This is a genomic window from Bacillus hominis, assembly GCF_018332515.1.
GTDB lineage: Bacteria > Bacillota > Bacilli > Bacillales > Bacillaceae_G > Bacillus_A > Bacillus_A hominis.
This window is the reverse complement of the sequence record NZ_BOQD01000117.1, coordinates 1-16,083: the sequence shown is the minus strand read 5'-3', so window position 1 is coordinate 16,083 and position 16,083 is coordinate 1. Positions and strand designations below refer to the sequence as shown.

Below are 16,083 nucleotides of genomic sequence, written 5' to 3'. Positions count from 1 at the left end.
CAGTTTTCAAAGAACTTGTTTGTCGCTCATTCGCGACTTCCTTATTTTAACATTTCCAATTTGTAATGTCAACTAAGTTTTTCATTTTGTTTTTTACTTCGTTTGTCGCTTTCTGCTTTGTTGCTATCGGCGACTTGTTCTATATTACACCTCTAAACTCTAATCGTCAATATGTTTTTCTAAAAAAATATAAAAAGGCTTATCCCTTTTAAAATAAGCCTTTTTATCATATAACATTCTATTCATTTATTATTTTTCTATAATTGGTAATGAAACAATGAACTGAACGATCCCGTCCTCATACTCAGCTCGAATACTACCACCTTGCAACTCAACAATACTTTTCGCAATAGCTAATCCGAGCCCCGAACCTTCTGTCACTCTGCTTCTAGATTGGTCTTTCTTATAAAAACGTTCAAACAGATTAGCTAACTCTTCTCTCGTAAACTCTTCACTATGATTCGCTATAACAATTTGTATATCCCTACGCTGTCTTTGAAGAGAAACTTTTATCTCTCCATCATCTTTACTATACTTAATCGCATTCATTAGTAAATTATCAAATACACGGACCATCTTTTCCGAATCAATCGATGCATAGGCACGTTCCTCGGGAAATTTTTTAACAAACGTAAGTCCATGTTCTTCTGCCTGCGGTACTAACTCTTCTATTAACTGCTCCAATAACTCATTTATACAAACCTCTTGCTTTTCCAGTACAACTTGCTCATTTGTTAACTTCGTATACTCAAATAAATCTTCTATTAAATTCTTTAACTGCTCCGACTTTGCAAAAGCAATTCTCGTATACTCATCATGTTGTTCTCTATTTTCATATTTAGAGTCTCTAAGTAATCGTAAGTATCCCATAATAGAAGTAAGCGGCGTACGCAAATCATGAGATACATTCGTAATAAGCTCATTCTTTTGCTTCTCTAATTTACGTTCTTTTTCTATATTATTCATAAGCTCTTCTGCCATATTATTAATATTCTCAGTTAAAGACGCAATCTCATCTTCACCTTTCTTCTCAATACGATAAGCTAAGTTTCCTTTTTCTATTTCCTTTACACCTTGTGCCATCGCCTCAATTTGCTTCATCTTTCTCTTTGTTATATAGAAGAAAGAGAAAATGAATACGAGCACACCAATTAAAAACGGAAATGGCCCTTCTTGCGTGTCATACATTACTTCTCCCTCTGGAATTCCACTAACAAACATGTACAAATTCTTTCCTTCTATAGTAATAGGTGAAAAAGCTATAAACTCTTTTCTTGTACTTTCAAATACTTCTCTACCATTTGTATAATTAATCGCAAACGATGCTGCATTACGAATCGTATTATGCAAATCTATTTGCTCTTCTTGTGCCTGCTTCGTTTTATACAAAACTTTACCACCTTCATCGGTGATCAATACCTTTAAAGCTTTGGATCCTTGTTCCAAATTTTGATTTTCCATTTCAATCATATTCGATACAGCATCTAATTTATTTTCATGAACCATCGTATTCGCTGTATTTTGAGCTTGGTGGTTAATACTCTCCATGCCGGCCCGATAATCGATCGTAGCCTCCCGATTCGCATTCTCAAAAAACGGTGCTGCTGCTTTCGAAGATAAAACTCCTAATAAAGCACAAGCAGCAAAAGCAGTAATCAATTGAATTCGTATACTCCTCCGCACACTCTTCACTAATTTCTCAATTAATTTTCTAGTTTTCCTAACATAAGTAAACGGATTAAATATCTTTTTCAATCTTATACCCCACTCCCCATACTGTTTTTATATATCTCGGCTTCCTTGGATTCTCCTCAATCTTTTCACGTACTTTCCGAATATGCACCATTACAGTATTATCAGACTGGAAAGATCGTTCGTTCCAAACCTTTTCATAAATTTGTTCAGCACTAAAGACCATATCTGGATTACGAGCTAGCAATTCTAAAATCGAAAATTCCCGTGGAGTTAACTTCACTTCTTCTCCCTCTACAATGACTTTATGAGTTGAGATGTTTATTGCCATATCTCCAATTTCTAACTCGTCCTCATTTTGAATAGCAAAACCATTCATTTTCATATAACGACGTAGCTGAGATTTAATTCTTGCGATTAACTCTAACGGATTAAACGGTTTTGTTACGTAATCATCTGCACCTGTTGTTAATCCTAAAATTTTATCCATATCTTGCGTTTTTGCCGAAAGCATAATAATCGGCATTTCCTTCGCTTCCCTTACTTTCATACACATATGAATACCATCTACTTTCGGCATCATAATATCCAACACAACTAAATGCACTTCATTCTCTTCTAATATACGTAACCCATCTTCTCCATCTCCCGCCTGTAGTACTTTATATCCTTCGTTCTTTAAATATATTGTAATAAGATTCCTAATTTCTTTTTCATCATCTACGACAAGTATTGTTTCTCCAGCCACAATATCTCCCCCATCATTTTTAATCCCTAACTTCTATTATAAGAAAACTTCTGAAGAAAAACGCTCGGAAATCCTTAAGATTTTCTGAAGACGCAAAAAAGGTCTAGACTCCCCTTAAGTCTAGACCTTTCAAAAAACCCCTTTTTATTTACGAACGTAGATGAAATATAGTACGAATAAAACTCCCATAACATACATAATTGGATGAACTTCTTTACGACGACCACTCACAACCATTGTAATTGGATAGAAGATAAATCCAATCGCAATTCCTGTTGCGATACTATACGTAAGTGGCATAGAGATGATTGTAAAGAACGCTGGTACTGCAATCTCGAATTTCTTCCAATCAATTTCTCCTAAAGACGAAACCATCAAGATTCCTACAATAATTAAAGCTGGTGCCGTTACAGCTGGTGTCACAACACTTAGTAATGGCGAGAAGAAAAGTGCCAGTAAGAAGAATCCCGCTGTTACAACTGCTGTAAATCCAGAACGTCCTCCTGCCGCTACCCCTGCAGACGATTCGATGTAAGACGTTGTTGTTGATGTACCTAAGATCGCACCAATTACAGTTGCAATCGCATCTGCAAATAATGCTTTTCCTGCACGTGGTAATTTATTGTTCTTCATTAATCCTGCTTGATTCGCAACCGCTACAAGCGTACCTGCTGTATCAAAGAAATCGATAAAGAAGAACGTTATAATAACAATACCCATTTGAACAGTGAAAATGTCTCCAAAGTGCATTAACGCAACACCGAACGTTGGTTCTAGACTCGGTATTGCTCCCACTACAGCTTTCGGAGTATCAATTAATCCCGTCGCCACTCCTAAGATCGCTGTAAGAATCATACCGTAGAATACTGCACCATTGATTTTCTTAATCATGAAGATAATTGTAATAACAACTCCGAAGATCGCTAGTAACGTTGTGCCCTTCGTTAAGTCCCCCAACCCAACAAGAACAGCATCATTCTTTACGATAATTCCGGCATTTTGGAATCCAAGAAAGGCAATGAATAATCCAATACCCGCCGCTACTGCAAACTTTAACTCTGATGGAATTGCATTAATGATTTTTTCACGAATACCTGAAGCAGTAAGAATAATAAAGATAATACCTGACATTAATGTTCCAGCAATTGCTGTTTGCCACGGAATCCCCATCGTTAACACTGCTGTATAAGCAAAGAACGCGTTAATTCCCATACCTGGTGCTAAAGCAATTGGATACTTTGCGAATATCCCCATAATTAACGAACCAATCGCTGCTGCTAATGCTGTAGCAACAAATACTGCACCTGGATCCATTCCTGTACCTGCCGGTAACCCTTTAACATTTCCAAGCGACAGCGTAGCAGGATTGACAAATAGTACGTAAGCCATAGATAGAAATGTCGTTAACCCTGCTATGAACTCTGTTTTATAATTTGTACCGAGTTCATCAAACTGAAAATAGCGTTTCATCTTACGTTTCCCCCGTTATATGATTACTCGCCGTATTTCCCCTAGCCCTCTTTTATCTCAAAAAATAAAAAAGGCTTCCATTGCATATACATGGAAGCGTTCTATAAACAAAGACAAGTTTCCCCTCATCTTTATACAAACGCCTCGTAGTCAAGCCATTTACGGTAGCTAGGTAGAAACTTTCGGGCCATATCCCCGATATTATACGACGGCATAATATTCACTTTTCGTTTGAATTACATACTCATATTAACTCGAGAAAGTACTTTTGTCAATTTAAAAACGAACATTTTTATAAAGTTTTATATTTTCGTTCGTGTAATCACTTAAAAACAAAAAGATCCATCTATACATAAAATGATAGATGGATCTTCATTATAATACTATTCCCACTCAATAGTTGCTGGTGGCTTACTCGTTATATCATACACGATACGGTTAACGTGTTTTACTTCGTTTACGATACGTACAGAGATTTTCTCTAATACGTCCCAAGGGATACGTGCCCAGTCAGCTGTCATACCATCGATAGATGTTACTGCACGGATACCTACTGTGTAATCGTAAGTACGCTCGTCACCCATAACACCTACACTACGCATACCAGGAAGCGCAGTGAAGTATTGCCAAACTTCGCGGTCTAATCCTGCTTTTATAATTTCTTCACGTAAAATCGCATCAGATTCACGAACGATTTCTAATTTCTCTTCTGTGATTTCACCTAATACACGAATACCAAGTCCTGGACCTGGGAACGGTTGACGCCATACGATTTCATCAGGAATTCCTAGTTCTGATCCTAATACACGTACTTCATCTTTAAATAAAGTGTTTAAAGGCTCAATTAATTTGAACTGCATGTCTTCTGGAAGTCCACCAACGTTATGGTGAGATTTAATTGTTTGTGCAGTTGCTGTACCACTTTCAACGATGTCTGTGTAAAGTGTACCTTGCGCTAGGAAGTCCATTCCTTGTAATTTAGAAGCTTCATCATCAAATACGTAAATGAACTCATTACCGATGATTTTACGTTTTTGTTCTGGATCTTCGACACCTTTTAACTTGTTCATGAAGCGTTCTTTCGCATCCACTTTAATAACGTTCATATGGAAGCCTTCGCTAAATGTTTTCATAACACCTTCTGCTTCATCTTTACGAAGTAAACCGTGGTCCACGAAAATACATGTTAGTTGATCGCCGATTGCTTTATGAATTAATACCGCCACAACAGAAGAGTCTACACCGCCACTAAGTGCGCATAGTACTTTTTTGTCTCCAACAGTTTCACGGATCTTCTCTAATTCTACTTCAATAAAGTTCTCCATGTTCCATCCTTCAGAACAACCACATACGCCGAATACGAAGTTTTTAATTAAATCGTTACCGTGCTCAGAGTGACGTACTTCTGGGTGGAATTGTACACCGTATAAGTTTTTCGCTTCATTGCTCATACCAGCAATTGGACAAGACTCACTTGTTGCATCTACTACGAACCCTTCAGGTAAACCAGTTACTAAGTCACCATGGCTCATCCATACAACTTGCTCTTCTGGAAGGTTCGTATATAATTTTGATTCGTTCTCTACTTTAAGAACAGCTTTTCCGTACTCACGGTGGTTTGCACGTTCTACTTTACCACCGAATTGTTGTGTCATAAGCTGCATACCGTAACAAATACCGAAAATCGGTAATCCTAGGTCAAAGATTTTTTCATCACAATGTAATGCACCTTCACCGTATACACTATTCGGCCCACCAGAGAAAATAATCCCTTTTGGATTCATTGCTTTAATTTCTTCTGCAGTAATTGTATGTGGATGAAGTTCACTGTATACACCGAACTCACGAATTCGACGTGCTATTAACTGATTGTACTGACTCCCAAAATCTAAAACGATAATTGTATCATGCTGTTTCTTCAAAATAATCACCCCAACGTTAGTTCTCGTATATAAATATTTTCACCAATTTGGCGAAAAGCATTACCAATATAATAAAAAAAGCCAGTCCTCCGCCTCTAGTCTCATAACAAAGAAAAGGCAGGGGTCTGGCTTTATAAAGAAAGATAGTCTCCGCTCTTTATAAATATAAGACACACTGCCTTCATAGTCAGGTTGTTTACGGTAACCCGGTAGAGACTCTCAAACCATATCATTGAGGATATATGAAGGATCGTTTTATATTATCTTCCTAGATTCTAACAATGAAGTATCGATATGGTCAAGAGAGAAAGCGACAAAATTCTACAGAAATTAATTTTCCTGCTCTCAAAAACACAAAAAAACATCCACTCCTATATAGAAGTGGATGTTTTTCAGGGGAATGGAATTACATCATTCCGCCCATACCGCCCATGCCCATGCCGCCCATGTCAGGCATTCCAGCAGCACCAGCTGGTTCTGGCTTGTCAGCAACTACAGCTTCAGTCGTTAAGAACATAGCTGCAACAGATGCTGCGTTTTGAAGTGCAGAACGAGTTACTTTAGCTGGGTCTACGATACCAGTTTCAAGCATGTTAACCCATTCGCCAGTAGCTGCGTTGAAACCAACGCCTACTTTTTCGCCTTTTAGACGCTCTACAACTACAGATCCTTCTAGACCAGCGTTGATTGCGATTTGACGAACTGGCTCTTCTAGTGCGCGAAGTACGATGTTGATACCTGTTGCTTCGTCGCCTTCAGCTACGATAGAAGCTACTTTCGTGTATACGTTCATAAGTGAAGTACCACCACCTGCAACGATACCTTCTTCTACTGCTGCACGAGTTGAGTTAAGTGCATCTTCAATGCGAAGTTTGCGCTCTTTTAACTCAGTTTCAGTTGCTGCACCTACTTTAATTACTGCTACGCCACCTGCAAGTTTAGCAAGACGCTCTTGTAATTTTTCACGATCGAATTCAGAAGTAGTTTCTTCTAATTGCGCGCGGATTTGACCGATGCGAGCTTCGATTTGTTGTGAATTTCCAATACCTTCAACTACAGTTGTATTTTCTTTCGTTACAACAATTTTACCAGCGCGTCCTAAAGATTCAATTGTAGCAGATTTTAAGTCACGTCCTAATTCTTCAGTGATTACTTCGCCACCAGTTAAGATTGCGATATCTTCTAGCATTGCTTTACGACGGTCACCAAATCCAGGAGCTTTAACAGCTACTACATTGAATGTACCACGAAGTTTGTTCACTACTAATGTAGCTAACGCTTCGCCTTCTACATCTTCAGCAATGATAAGAAGTGGTTTGCCTTGTTGTACCACTTGCTCTAATACTGGTAAGATTTCTTGAATGTTAGAAATCTTTTTGTCAGTAATTAAAATGTATGGGTTATCAAGAATCGCTTCCATTTTGTCAGAATCAGTAATCATGTAAGGAGATGCATATCCACGATCAAATTGCATACCTTCTACTACATCTAATTCTGTTGTGAATCCTTTAGATTCTTCTAAAGTAATAACGCCGTCGTTACCAACGCGCTCCATTGCTTCAGCGATTAATTGACCTACTTCTTCGTCAGCAGCAGAAATAGCAGCTACTTGTGCGATAGAAGATTTACCTTCGATTGGTTTAGAAATTGTTTTTAATTCTGCAATTGCAGCAATAACAGCTTTTTCGATACCTTTACGAAGACCCATTGGGTTTGCACCAGCTGTTACGTTTTTAAGACCTTCACGAATCATAGCTTGCGCTAATACAGTTGCAGTTGTCGTTCCGTCACCAGCAACATCGTTTGTTTTGCTAGCAACTTCTGCTACTAATTTCGCACCCATGTTTTCGAATGCATCTTCTAATTCGATTTCTTTTGCGATTGTTACACCGTCATTTGTAATAAGTGGTGAACCGAATTTTTTCTCAAGTACAACGTTACGACCTTTTGGTCCAAGCGTTACTTTTACTGCGTTTGCAAGAGTGTCGACACCGCGAAGCATCGAACGACGTGCTTCTTCACTAAATTTAATATCTTTTGCCATAATAATTGACCCCCTTGAATTTTTAAATGTATATAATTAACCGATAATTGCTAAAATGTCACTTTCACGTAAAATCAAGTAGTCTGTACCTTCGTATTTCACTTCAGTACCTGCATATTTTGAGAAGATGATAAGATCACCTGCTGCTACCTCTAAAGCAACACGCTCACCATTTTCAAGCACTCGACCAGTACCTACTGCAATAACTTTACCCTCTTGTGGTTTTTCTTTTGCAGTGTCTGGTAATACAATACCACTTGCTGTTTTTTCTTCTGCTTGAACAAGTTCAATTACAACGCGATCACCTAATGGCTTTAGCATGAACAATAACCTCCTCATTTTGTTATGTAAATTTTATTTATTAGCACTCAAGTCACACGAGTGCTAACACACTTCTAATAATAAATAATCTCAATTTCTTTTGCAAGTAAAAAAATCATAATTTTTTCGCAAATTACTTTATACACTTTCCTATATAGCATTACTTCTTCTACTGCCTTTACTATATGAATCGTTGTTCCCACTTCTTGTATGTTACAATATGAAAGACACCCTAAGTTGTTTTCGCTAAACGTACAACTTTTTCCTGTCTCCTATTTTATTTTCAAATACTTATTTACAAAAAAAATATAATTCAAATGAAAGTTTATATCGTAGGTAGCATATTTACATGTTATCCTACCTTATCTCATACACTAGCGTTAGAAAGGATGGTTAAACCATTTGAAAAAACAATATTGGTGGATTATCGTTACATACATTTTAATGCAGTTATCAGGCATTGCCGGGTTACCGCTTCTCCTGAAAACTGGACTATACGATAATAGGGGATTTACTAGAGAGGAAAAAATTCAGCTCATAACTGGTCATTGGGCTATCATTAGCTTTTTCATTGCATTATGCGTTGTACTTTGGTTACTCAGAACAGATATTCGTGACAGGCATTTAGATAAAATGCGCTCTACTGTTCCAGCTACAGTTGGATGGATTTTCATCGGATTTTTCTTAGCACTATTTTCACAAAGTATTGCCGGTATGATCGAAATGCGGTTATTAGGGATTACACCTGGCTCTGAAAATACAGAAAGACTTATGGACATCGCAAGAACGACACCTTGGTTCCTTATCGTCATATCTATAATCGGACCTATTTTGGAAGAAATCGTATTTAGAAAAATTTTATTTGGTACACTTTATAAGAAGTTTAATTTCTTTATTGCCGCTATCATTAGTTCACTTGTATTCGCGGCGATTCATTTTGATTTTACTCACTTATTGGTATACACTTCTATGGGGCTCGTATTCGCCTTTTTATATGTAAAAACGAAACGTATTATCGTCCCTATTGCAGCTCATGTTGCAATGAATACATTAGTTGCAGTCGCTCAAGTTGTAGTAAGTAATGAGCAAATTCAAGAAATGATTAAAGAAGCTGAAAAAATGCAAGGCTTTATCGGAGGATTTTTAGTATGAGAAACTCACCATTGTTCATGGCTGCATTGTACTTCCTTCTTGGATGTATCTTTACACGCTTCGCCATTACGAACGTAACAGATACAATCTGGAATATGTGGACAATACTATTTGCAGTTATGGCAACAATTGATTTTAATTTGGCACTGCGCCTTATCTTAGTCAAATTCACAAAGAAAAAACAATAATAAAACGCAGAGGTCATCTCCTCTGCGTTTTATTGTGGATAATTCTTCAAAAAGTAAACAAGCGTTTGTAACTCTACAGCTAAATCAATATGATGAATTCTTATATTCTCTGACACATTTAAGCGCGCTGGTGTGAAATTTAAAATACCATGCACGTCCGTTTCTGCCAATCTATCTGCCACAGATTGCGCTACTGTAGCGGGTACAGTTAATATTGCCACTTGTATATCAGTTGATAAACGTTCTTCTAATTCATCCAAATGATATACAGGAATTCCTCCGATTTCTGTTCCAACTTTCTCTTCACTAACATCAAATGCCATTTCAATTTTTGTATTATTATTTTTCGTGAAATTATAATGTAAGAAAGCGGTCCCTAAATTACCTACTCCAATAAGTGCTACACGTGTTATATCATCTTGGTCGAGTGTTTCACGGAAAAATGATAATAAATAATTTACGTTATATCCATATCCTTTTTTTCCTAACGCTCCAAAGTATGAAAAATCTCTTCGAATAGTTGCGGAATCAACCTTTACCGCTTCACTCAATTCGGCTGATGAAACACGTTGCTTACCAGAAAGAGATAAGTTTTGGATAAATCGATAGTATAGAGGCAATCGTTTGGCAGTGGCCTGTGGAATTTTTTGCTGATCCATATAACCTCTCCTCTCTTCCTATCTTTATTCACATACTTGAATCAAATACAGAAGTTTAGTACTCATGAATTTCCTTGTATAATAAAGAGAAGAAGTATTCTCTCTTTATTTTAAACTATACACTATTTTTAGTATGATTGAGAAATATAAACATGGCAAAGTTAAGAAATTATTTGAGGTGAAAACATTGATATTATTACAAGTGAATGGGCTTTCGAAATTATACGGTGCAGAAACGATTCTTGCGAACATAAAATTGGAAGTACAAACAAAAGATCGTATCGCATTAGTCGGACGAAATGGAGCCGGAAAATCTACATTATTAAAAATAATAGCTGGTGAGTTATCTCATGATGGTGGTGAAATTATAAAACCAAAAGATGTCTCAATGGGGTATTTAGCTCAAAATACCGGATTAGAAACGTCTTTAACAATTTGGGATGAAATGTTAACAGTCTTTACACACTTGCAGCAAATGGAGACAAAACTTCGAAGGCTTGAACAAGAGATGGGAAAAGAAGAAAACTTTTCAAATACGGCTATATACGAGAAATTATTAACTGATTATGACCAATTACAATTAGATTATAAAGATCAAGGCGGCTATCAGTACGAAGCGGATATACGCTCGATTTTAAGCGGGCTTGGCTTCCCAGTTGAAACGCATCAGACGACAATTTCTACATTAAGTGGTGGACAAAAGACTCGATTAGCTCTTGGGAAATTATTATTAACTAGACCAGACTTACTTATTTTAGACGAACCTACAAACCATTTGGACATCGAGACACTAACATGGCTTGAACAATATTTACAAGGCTATCCTGGCGCGATTTTAATCGTTTCCCATGACCGTTATTTCTTAGATAAACTCGTTACACAAGTATACGAAATTTCTAATAAGGAAAGCCGACGATTTGTTGGTAACTACAGTAAATATTTAGACTTAAACTCAGCTCTATACGAGCAAGAGATGAAGCGTTATGAAAAACAACAAGATGAAATTGCTAAACTGGAAGACTTTGTACAAAAAAATATAGCTCGCGCATCTACGACAAAACGTGCTCAAAGTCGCCGTAAACAATTAGACAGAATGGAATTATTAACTAGACCATTAGGTGATTCCAAATCAGCTTCCTTCCACTTCGATATTGAAAAACAAAGTGGAAATGATGTTTTACAAGTGAAAGATGCAACTATTGGCTATTATCAGGAACCGATTATTGAACATGTAAATATGCGCTTAACTCGCGGTGACAGTGTTGCCTTAGTTGGACCGAACGGAATTGGAAAATCAACATTATTAAAATCCATTGTGAATAAGTTACAGCTATTACATGGAGACGTTGCTTTCGGATCAAATGTATCCGTTGGTTATTATGATCAAGAACAAGCCAACTTAACATCTTCGAAGCGAGTTTTAAATGAACTATGGGATGAATATCCCCTGCAACCTGAAAAAGAAATTCGCACTATACTGGGCAATTTTTTATTCACAGGGGATGATGTATTAAAACCAGTATCTTCTCTTAGTGGTGGACAAAAGGCTCGACTAGCTCTTGCAAAACTTATGATGCAAAAATCCAATTTATTAATTCTCGATGAGCCAACGAACCATCTTGATTTAAATAGTAAAGAGATTTTGGAGAATGCTTTAATTGATTACCCAGGTACTCTTCTATTCGTCTCTCATGACCGCTACTTTATTAATCGCGTAACGACAACCGTTGTTGAGTTATCAACTGAAGGTGCACAAGAATATTTAGGTGATTACGATTATTACGTTGAAAAGAAAAATGAAATGATTGAACGTGCAGAATTTGAACAACAAGAACAGCAAGAAAATCAGGCACCTGTTCAAAAAACTGTAGCTCAAGAAAAATTAAATTATCTCGAAGAAAAAGAACGTAAACAGTTAGAGCGTCAACGCACTCGAAAAATTGAGGAGCTAGAACAAAACATCGTAGAATTTGAAGAAGAAATCGCTACATTAGAAGATCAGCTTTGCTTACCAGAAATATATGCAGATTATGAAAAGGCTAGTGAAATTACAACTAAAAAACAAACACTGCAAGAACAGCTTGAAGCTTGTATGGCAGAATGGGAAGAACTGCATATATAAGAGAATTTTAAAAAGGAGGATGTCTCATAAGTCGGGATTTTTGACGAGATGACCTCCTTTTTATTTTCTATTTTGGAATCAATACCATAGTAAATGAAATTATATAAACGATTCGACAAGGATTGACAATAGTAGCACCTTGTATAATAAGAGACCGATGTTTCAAAATATTTTTTGGACATCTCCTTGTTTTTTATTTCCCGAAAAAGAATTCCTTCAAAGGTCAGACTTCATCTACGTTATCCACAAGGTTATACACATATCCACCTTTATAATATAAACTTCTAAATAACTTTTCCACATTATCCACAACCGAACGAAAAGTTATACACATTTTATGTACACAAAAAAACCCATATTATCAACAGATAATATGGGTTTTATCCACAAGTTGTGGTTAGTTTTGTGTATAACTATGCTTCAATATCTAATCCTGGATTTGCATTTAAAGCTAGTGTAGCGCGTTTTCCTTGTTCGTATGCAATTGTACCTGCAGCTGCAATCATCGCTGCATTATCTGTGCATAAAGATAGAGGAGGAATAATTAGCTCTATATTTTCTTTTTGTGCAAATTCTACTTCTAAACGTGCACGAAGCCCTTTATTAGCAGCTACTCCACCAGCAAGAAGTACTTGTTTTACATTATAAGCATCTGCTGCACGAGACGCTTTCGTTACAAGTACATCTATTACACTTTCTTGGAAACTTGCTGCTAAATCTTCTGGTGCAATTTCTATACCGCGTTGTTTTGCGTTATGCACAGTGTTGATAACTGCTGATTTCAATCCACTAAAGCTGAAATCATACGAATCAGGTTCTAACCACGCACGAGGCAAATCAATTGTTGGTTTTCCTTCATGCGCAAGGCGATCAATATGAGGACCACCTGGATAAGGCATTGATAATGTACGAGCTACTTTATCGTAAGCTTCTCCTGCCGCATCATCTCGCGTTTCACCAATCACTTCAAATGAACCATGTTCTTTCATATAAACAAGCTCCGTATGACCACCGGATACAACAAGCGACAGTAACGGGAATTGTACTTCTTTTACTAAACGGTTCGCATAAATATGACCAGCAATATGATGAACACCAACTAGAGGGATATCATGAGCAAAAGCCACAGCTTTCGCTGCATTTACACCTATTAAAAGTGCTCCAACTAAGCCTGGTCCTTCTGTTACAGCAATTGCATCAATATCCTCAAAAGTAATATTCGCTTCTTTTAAAGCTTCTTCTAACACAACTGTGATTTCTTCTACATGATGACGGGATGCAATCTCTGGTACAACTCCGCCAAAACGCTTATGACTTTCAATTTGTGATGCGACGACATTCGCAATGATTTCCGTTCCATTTTTAACAACTGCTACAGCTGTTTCATCACAGCTTGTTTCAATACCAAGTATAATCGTATTTTTTTCCATTATATATTCACCCACATTACAAGACCATCTTCCTGATTGTCTGCATAGTATCGTTTACGAATCCCACCATTTTGAAATCCGTATTTTCTGTATAACTGCTTTGCTACTTCATTTGACACGCGTACTTCAAGTGTCATTGTTTTTACTCCTAACCCTTTCGCTTCGGAAATGACTTCTTTCAATAAGGCATCCCCTAGCTTTTTGCCTCTGTATTCTGGCAGGATAGCTATATTTGTTACATGTGATTCATCAAGAACTATCCACAATCCACAATATCCAATTACGAGACCATCTTTTTCTAGCACAACATAATGTGCATGTTCATTCATCTCTAATTCACGGTGAAAGGCATCTGCAGTCCAAGGAGTTGAAAAAGATGCTTCTTCAATAGCTACAATTTGAGCAATATCATCGAGTGCCATCTTTCTAAATATCATATCCATTTTCTAAAGACCCCTATTTCTTTTGACTTTCTAACCATTTTGTTTCAGCTTCAGCTAAACGAAGGTAACTCGGAACAAACGTATGCACATCTTGCTCTTCTTTTTGTAATCCTAAAAATGCTAGCTCACTTGGTCTTGGGTTATTCTTAGTAAAAGGTGCAAATACAGCTTGATCGCCTAAATGTTCTACAATTGTTTCTTTATGCAATTTAACATCGTTACCAATAAATAAAACAGGCTGACCTTTATCTTTTAACATTTGCAACCAGTCAACAATAAGAATAATTCGGTCTTCTTCTATTGAAGTTATACGTTCTCCTTCATATGTATATAACCCCGTGTAAATTTGACCACGTCGGCCATCAAATAAAGGACAAATTAGTCCATTAAAATTAGCACCATTTGCAGCCACCACTTCTAAACTTGATACACCTACAATTGGTATTTGAAGTGACCAAGCTAATGTTTTTGCAGCAGTCACACCTATACGAACACCTGTATATGATCCTGGTCCAGCTGCTACAACAATTTTAGTCAATTCTTTCGGTTTTACACCGCATTCTTTTAAAAGTTTCTCTACAGCTGGCATAAGACGTACAGAATGGTTTTTTGTCAAATTTGTAATGATTTCCCCAATCACGTTCCCTTCCTCAATAAGGGATACACCCATTACGTAATTTGAAGTATCAATTGCTAGTACTTTCATCTTGTAATAGCTCCTCACATAATCTAATATAGCGATCTCCAATTGGCTCGAGTACAATTTTTCTTGTATCATCTCCAGCATGGAATAAACTAATTTGTAACTTCTCATTCGGTAAATATGCTTCTATTAAATGAGCCCATTCTACTACTGTAATCCCTTCACCATAGAAATACTCATCAAATCCTAAATCTTCTTCACTTTCCGCTAAACGATACACATCCATATGATATAGCGGTAATCTTCCTTTATATTCTTTAATAATATTGAAGGTAGGACTATTTACGACTCTTTTCACTCCAAGACCTTTTGCTAATCCTTTTGTAAAAGTCGTCTTGCCAGCTCCAAGATCACCTTCTAAAATAATTACATCTTGTGCCTTTACAAGTTCCCCTAATTTTTCTGATAATCGCTGAGTTTCTTCCGAAGATTTTGTTGTTATTTCATATTTACTCACAGACTTCACCTACTTTACTCACAATGTTCTCTGCTCTTTATTATACAGGTTTTAAATATATAAAAAAGTCCTTAGGAGTTTTCCTAAGGATAGTTTGACTGTCTTTATTAGTTTTTTGTTAAAACAAATAAAAAAATACGAAACAACTTGTTTCGTTCTTTTCTTTATATAAAATGGCGGTCCCGACCGGGGTCGAACCGGCGATCTCCTGCGTGACAGGCAGGCATGTTAACCACTACACCACGGGACCATTTGGTTGCGGGGACAGGATTTGAACCTGCGACCTTCGTGTTATGAGACAGACAAAAAACCGTACTGCTCCAATCCTCGTGTTTTAAATTGCTTGGCGACGTCCTACTCTCACAGGGACAAGGTCCCAACTACCATCGGCGCTAGAGAGCTTAACTTCCGTGTTCGGTATGGGAACGGGTGTGACCTCTCTGCCATCATCACCAAACTATTGAAGGCATATTCCTTCAAAACTAGATAACATTTGCTTCATATTATATGGTTAAGTCCTCGATCTATTAGTATTCGTCAGCTCCACATGTCACCATGCTTCCACCTCGAACCTATCAACCTGATCATCTTTCAGGGATCTTACTAGCTTACGCTATGGGAAATCTCATCTTGAGGGGGGCTTCATGCTTAGATGCTTTCAGCACTTATCCCTTCCGCACATAGCTACCCAGCTATGCCCTTGGCAGAACAACTGGTACACCAGCGGTGCGT

Annotated in this window: 14 protein-coding genes, 1 tRNA gene, 2 rRNA genes and 2 riboswitches; of the genes, 3 read left to right on the top strand and 14 right to left on the bottom strand. The window is 37.2% G+C overall.

The window, feature by feature from the left end:
- Window positions 1-249 precede the first annotated feature (249 nt).
- The 6 genes from KI356_RS13160 to groES form a co-directional block, all read right to left on the bottom strand.
- Entirely contained in the window at window positions 250-1,755 is a 1,506-nt protein-coding gene (locus tag KI356_RS13160) for a sensor histidine kinase (protein ID WP_128283581.1), read from the bottom strand.
- Window positions 1,739-2,440, bottom strand: coding sequence for a response regulator transcription factor (locus tag KI356_RS13155; protein ID WP_212935634.1), 702 nt, complete (start codon window positions 2,438-2,440; stop codon window positions 1,739-1,741). The genes KI356_RS13160 and KI356_RS13155 overlap by 17 nt, the downstream gene beginning before the upstream one ends.
- A gap of 144 nt (window positions 2,441-2,584) precedes the next feature.
- The gene (locus KI356_RS13150) at window positions 2,585-3,910 is read right to left on the bottom strand and encodes an NCS2 family permease (protein ID WP_128283579.1); all 1,326 of its coding nucleotides are present in this window, start codon (window positions 3,908-3,910) and stop codon (window positions 2,585-2,587) included.
- Between the two features lie 127 nt (window positions 3,911-4,037).
- Window positions 4,038-4,139, bottom strand: a riboswitch (purine riboswitch).
- A 154-nt stretch (window positions 4,140-4,293) separates the two neighbouring features.
- A complete protein-coding gene (gene guaA / locus KI356_RS13145) occupies window positions 4,294-5,832 on the bottom strand; it encodes a glutamine-hydrolyzing GMP synthase (protein ID WP_128283578.1) in 1,539 nt (512 codons plus the stop codon).
- Between the two features lie 164 nt (window positions 5,833-5,996).
- A riboswitch (purine riboswitch) is annotated at window positions 5,997-6,098 on the bottom strand.
- Window positions 6,099-6,238: 140 nt separating this feature from the next.
- Window positions 6,239-7,876 carry a chaperonin GroEL gene (gene groL, locus KI356_RS13140; RefSeq protein WP_212935633.1) on the bottom strand — a complete coding sequence of 546 codons (1,638 nt, stop codon included), beginning with the start codon at window positions 7,874-7,876 and terminating at the stop codon, window positions 6,239-6,241.
- A gap of 36 nt (window positions 7,877-7,912) precedes the next feature.
- Window positions 7,913-8,197: a co-chaperone GroES gene (groES, locus tag KI356_RS13135; protein WP_000917305.1), complete on the bottom strand. Its 285-nt coding sequence runs from the start codon at window positions 8,195-8,197 to the stop codon at window positions 7,913-7,915.
- Between the two features lie 402 nt (window positions 8,198-8,599).
- On the opposite strand from groES, the gene KI356_RS13130 reads away from it, so the two are divergent.
- Window positions 8,600-9,349 carry a CPBP family intramembrane glutamic endopeptidase gene (locus KI356_RS13130; protein WP_128283576.1) on the top strand — a complete coding sequence of 250 codons (750 nt, stop codon included), beginning with the start codon at window positions 8,600-8,602 and terminating at the stop codon, window positions 9,347-9,349.
- The gene (locus KI356_RS13125; RefSeq protein WP_001246201.1) at window positions 9,346-9,537 is read left to right on the top strand and encodes a YdiK family protein; all 192 of its coding nucleotides are present in this window, start codon (window positions 9,346-9,348) and stop codon (window positions 9,535-9,537) included. The genes KI356_RS13130 and KI356_RS13125 overlap by 4 nt, the downstream gene beginning before the upstream one ends.
- Before the next feature lie 29 nt (window positions 9,538-9,566).
- Here the strand turns inward: KI356_RS13125 and KI356_RS13120 are convergent, their stop codons facing one another.
- On the bottom strand, window positions 9,567-10,196 hold the full coding sequence (locus KI356_RS13120; RefSeq protein ID WP_002113443.1) for a redox-sensing transcriptional repressor Rex: 630 nt from the start codon (window positions 10,194-10,196) through the stop codon (window positions 9,567-9,569).
- Window positions 10,197-10,383: 187 nt separating this feature from the next.
- On the opposite strand from KI356_RS13120, the gene KI356_RS13115 reads away from it, so the two are divergent.
- On the top strand, window positions 10,384-12,318 hold the full coding sequence (locus tag KI356_RS13115; protein ID WP_212935632.1) for an ABC-F family ATP-binding cassette domain-containing protein: 1,935 nt from the start codon (window positions 10,384-10,386) through the stop codon (window positions 12,316-12,318).
- 413 nt (window positions 12,319-12,731) lie between these two features.
- Here the strand turns inward: KI356_RS13115 and tsaD are convergent, their stop codons facing one another.
- The 7 genes from tsaD to KI356_RS13080 form a co-directional block, all read right to left on the bottom strand.
- Window positions 12,732-13,748 carry a tRNA (adenosine(37)-N6)-threonylcarbamoyltransferase complex transferase subunit TsaD gene (tsaD, locus tag KI356_RS13110; protein ID WP_002115513.1) on the bottom strand — a complete coding sequence of 339 codons (1,017 nt, stop codon included), beginning with the start codon at window positions 13,746-13,748 and terminating at the stop codon, window positions 12,732-12,734.
- On the bottom strand, window positions 13,748-14,191 hold the full coding sequence (rimI, locus tag KI356_RS13105; protein ID WP_128283573.1) for a ribosomal protein S18-alanine N-acetyltransferase: 444 nt from the start codon (window positions 14,189-14,191) through the stop codon (window positions 13,748-13,750). Before rimI ends, tsaD begins: the two co-directional genes overlap by 1 nt.
- Window positions 14,192-14,204: 13 nt before the next feature.
- On the bottom strand, window positions 14,205-14,897 hold the full coding sequence (tsaB, locus tag KI356_RS13100) for a tRNA (adenosine(37)-N6)-threonylcarbamoyltransferase complex dimerization subunit type 1 TsaB (protein ID WP_128283572.1): 693 nt from the start codon (window positions 14,895-14,897) through the stop codon (window positions 14,205-14,207).
- Window positions 14,878-15,351 carry a tRNA (adenosine(37)-N6)-threonylcarbamoyltransferase complex ATPase subunit type 1 TsaE gene (gene tsaE, locus KI356_RS13095; RefSeq protein ID WP_128283571.1) on the bottom strand — a complete coding sequence of 158 codons (474 nt, stop codon included), beginning with the start codon at window positions 15,349-15,351 and terminating at the stop codon, window positions 14,878-14,880. Before tsaE ends, tsaB begins: the two co-directional genes overlap by 20 nt.
- Before the next feature lie 174 nt (window positions 15,352-15,525).
- Window positions 15,526-15,601 (bottom strand) — tRNA-Asp (locus KI356_RS13090).
- 91 nt (window positions 15,602-15,692) lie between these two features.
- A 5S ribosomal RNA gene (rrf, locus tag KI356_RS13085) occupies window positions 15,693-15,808 on the bottom strand.
- A gap of 50 nt (window positions 15,809-15,858) precedes the next feature.
- Window positions 15,859-16,083: ribosomal RNA gene (locus KI356_RS13080) — 23S ribosomal RNA — on the bottom strand; the annotation flags it as partial.

Coding starts and splice junctions, on each gene's coding strand:
- tsaB (WP_128283572.1), bottom strand. CDS start 14,897: ATGAAAGTACTAGCAATTGATACTTCAAATTACGTAATGGGTGTATCC.
- tsaD (WP_002115513.1), bottom strand. CDS start 13,748: ATGGAAAAAAATACGATTATACTTGGTATTGAAACAAGCTGTGATGAA.
- rimI (WP_128283573.1), bottom strand. CDS start 14,191: ATGGATATGATATTTAGAAAGATGGCACTCGATGATATTGCTCAAATT.
- KI356_RS13150 (WP_128283579.1), bottom strand. CDS start 3,910: ATGAAACGCTATTTTCAGTTTGATGAACTCGGTACAAATTATAAAACA.
- KI356_RS13125 (WP_001246201.1), top strand. CDS start 9,346: ATGAGAAACTCACCATTGTTCATGGCTGCATTGTACTTCCTTCTTGGA.
- groL (WP_212935633.1), bottom strand. CDS start 7,876: ATGGCAAAAGATATTAAATTTAGTGAAGAAGCACGTCGTTCGATGCTT.
- KI356_RS13120 (WP_002113443.1), bottom strand. CDS start 10,196: ATGGATCAGCAAAAAATTCCACAGGCCACTGCCAAACGATTGCCTCTA.
- groES (WP_000917305.1), bottom strand. CDS start 8,197: ATGCTAAAGCCATTAGGTGATCGCGTTGTAATTGAACTTGTTCAAGCA.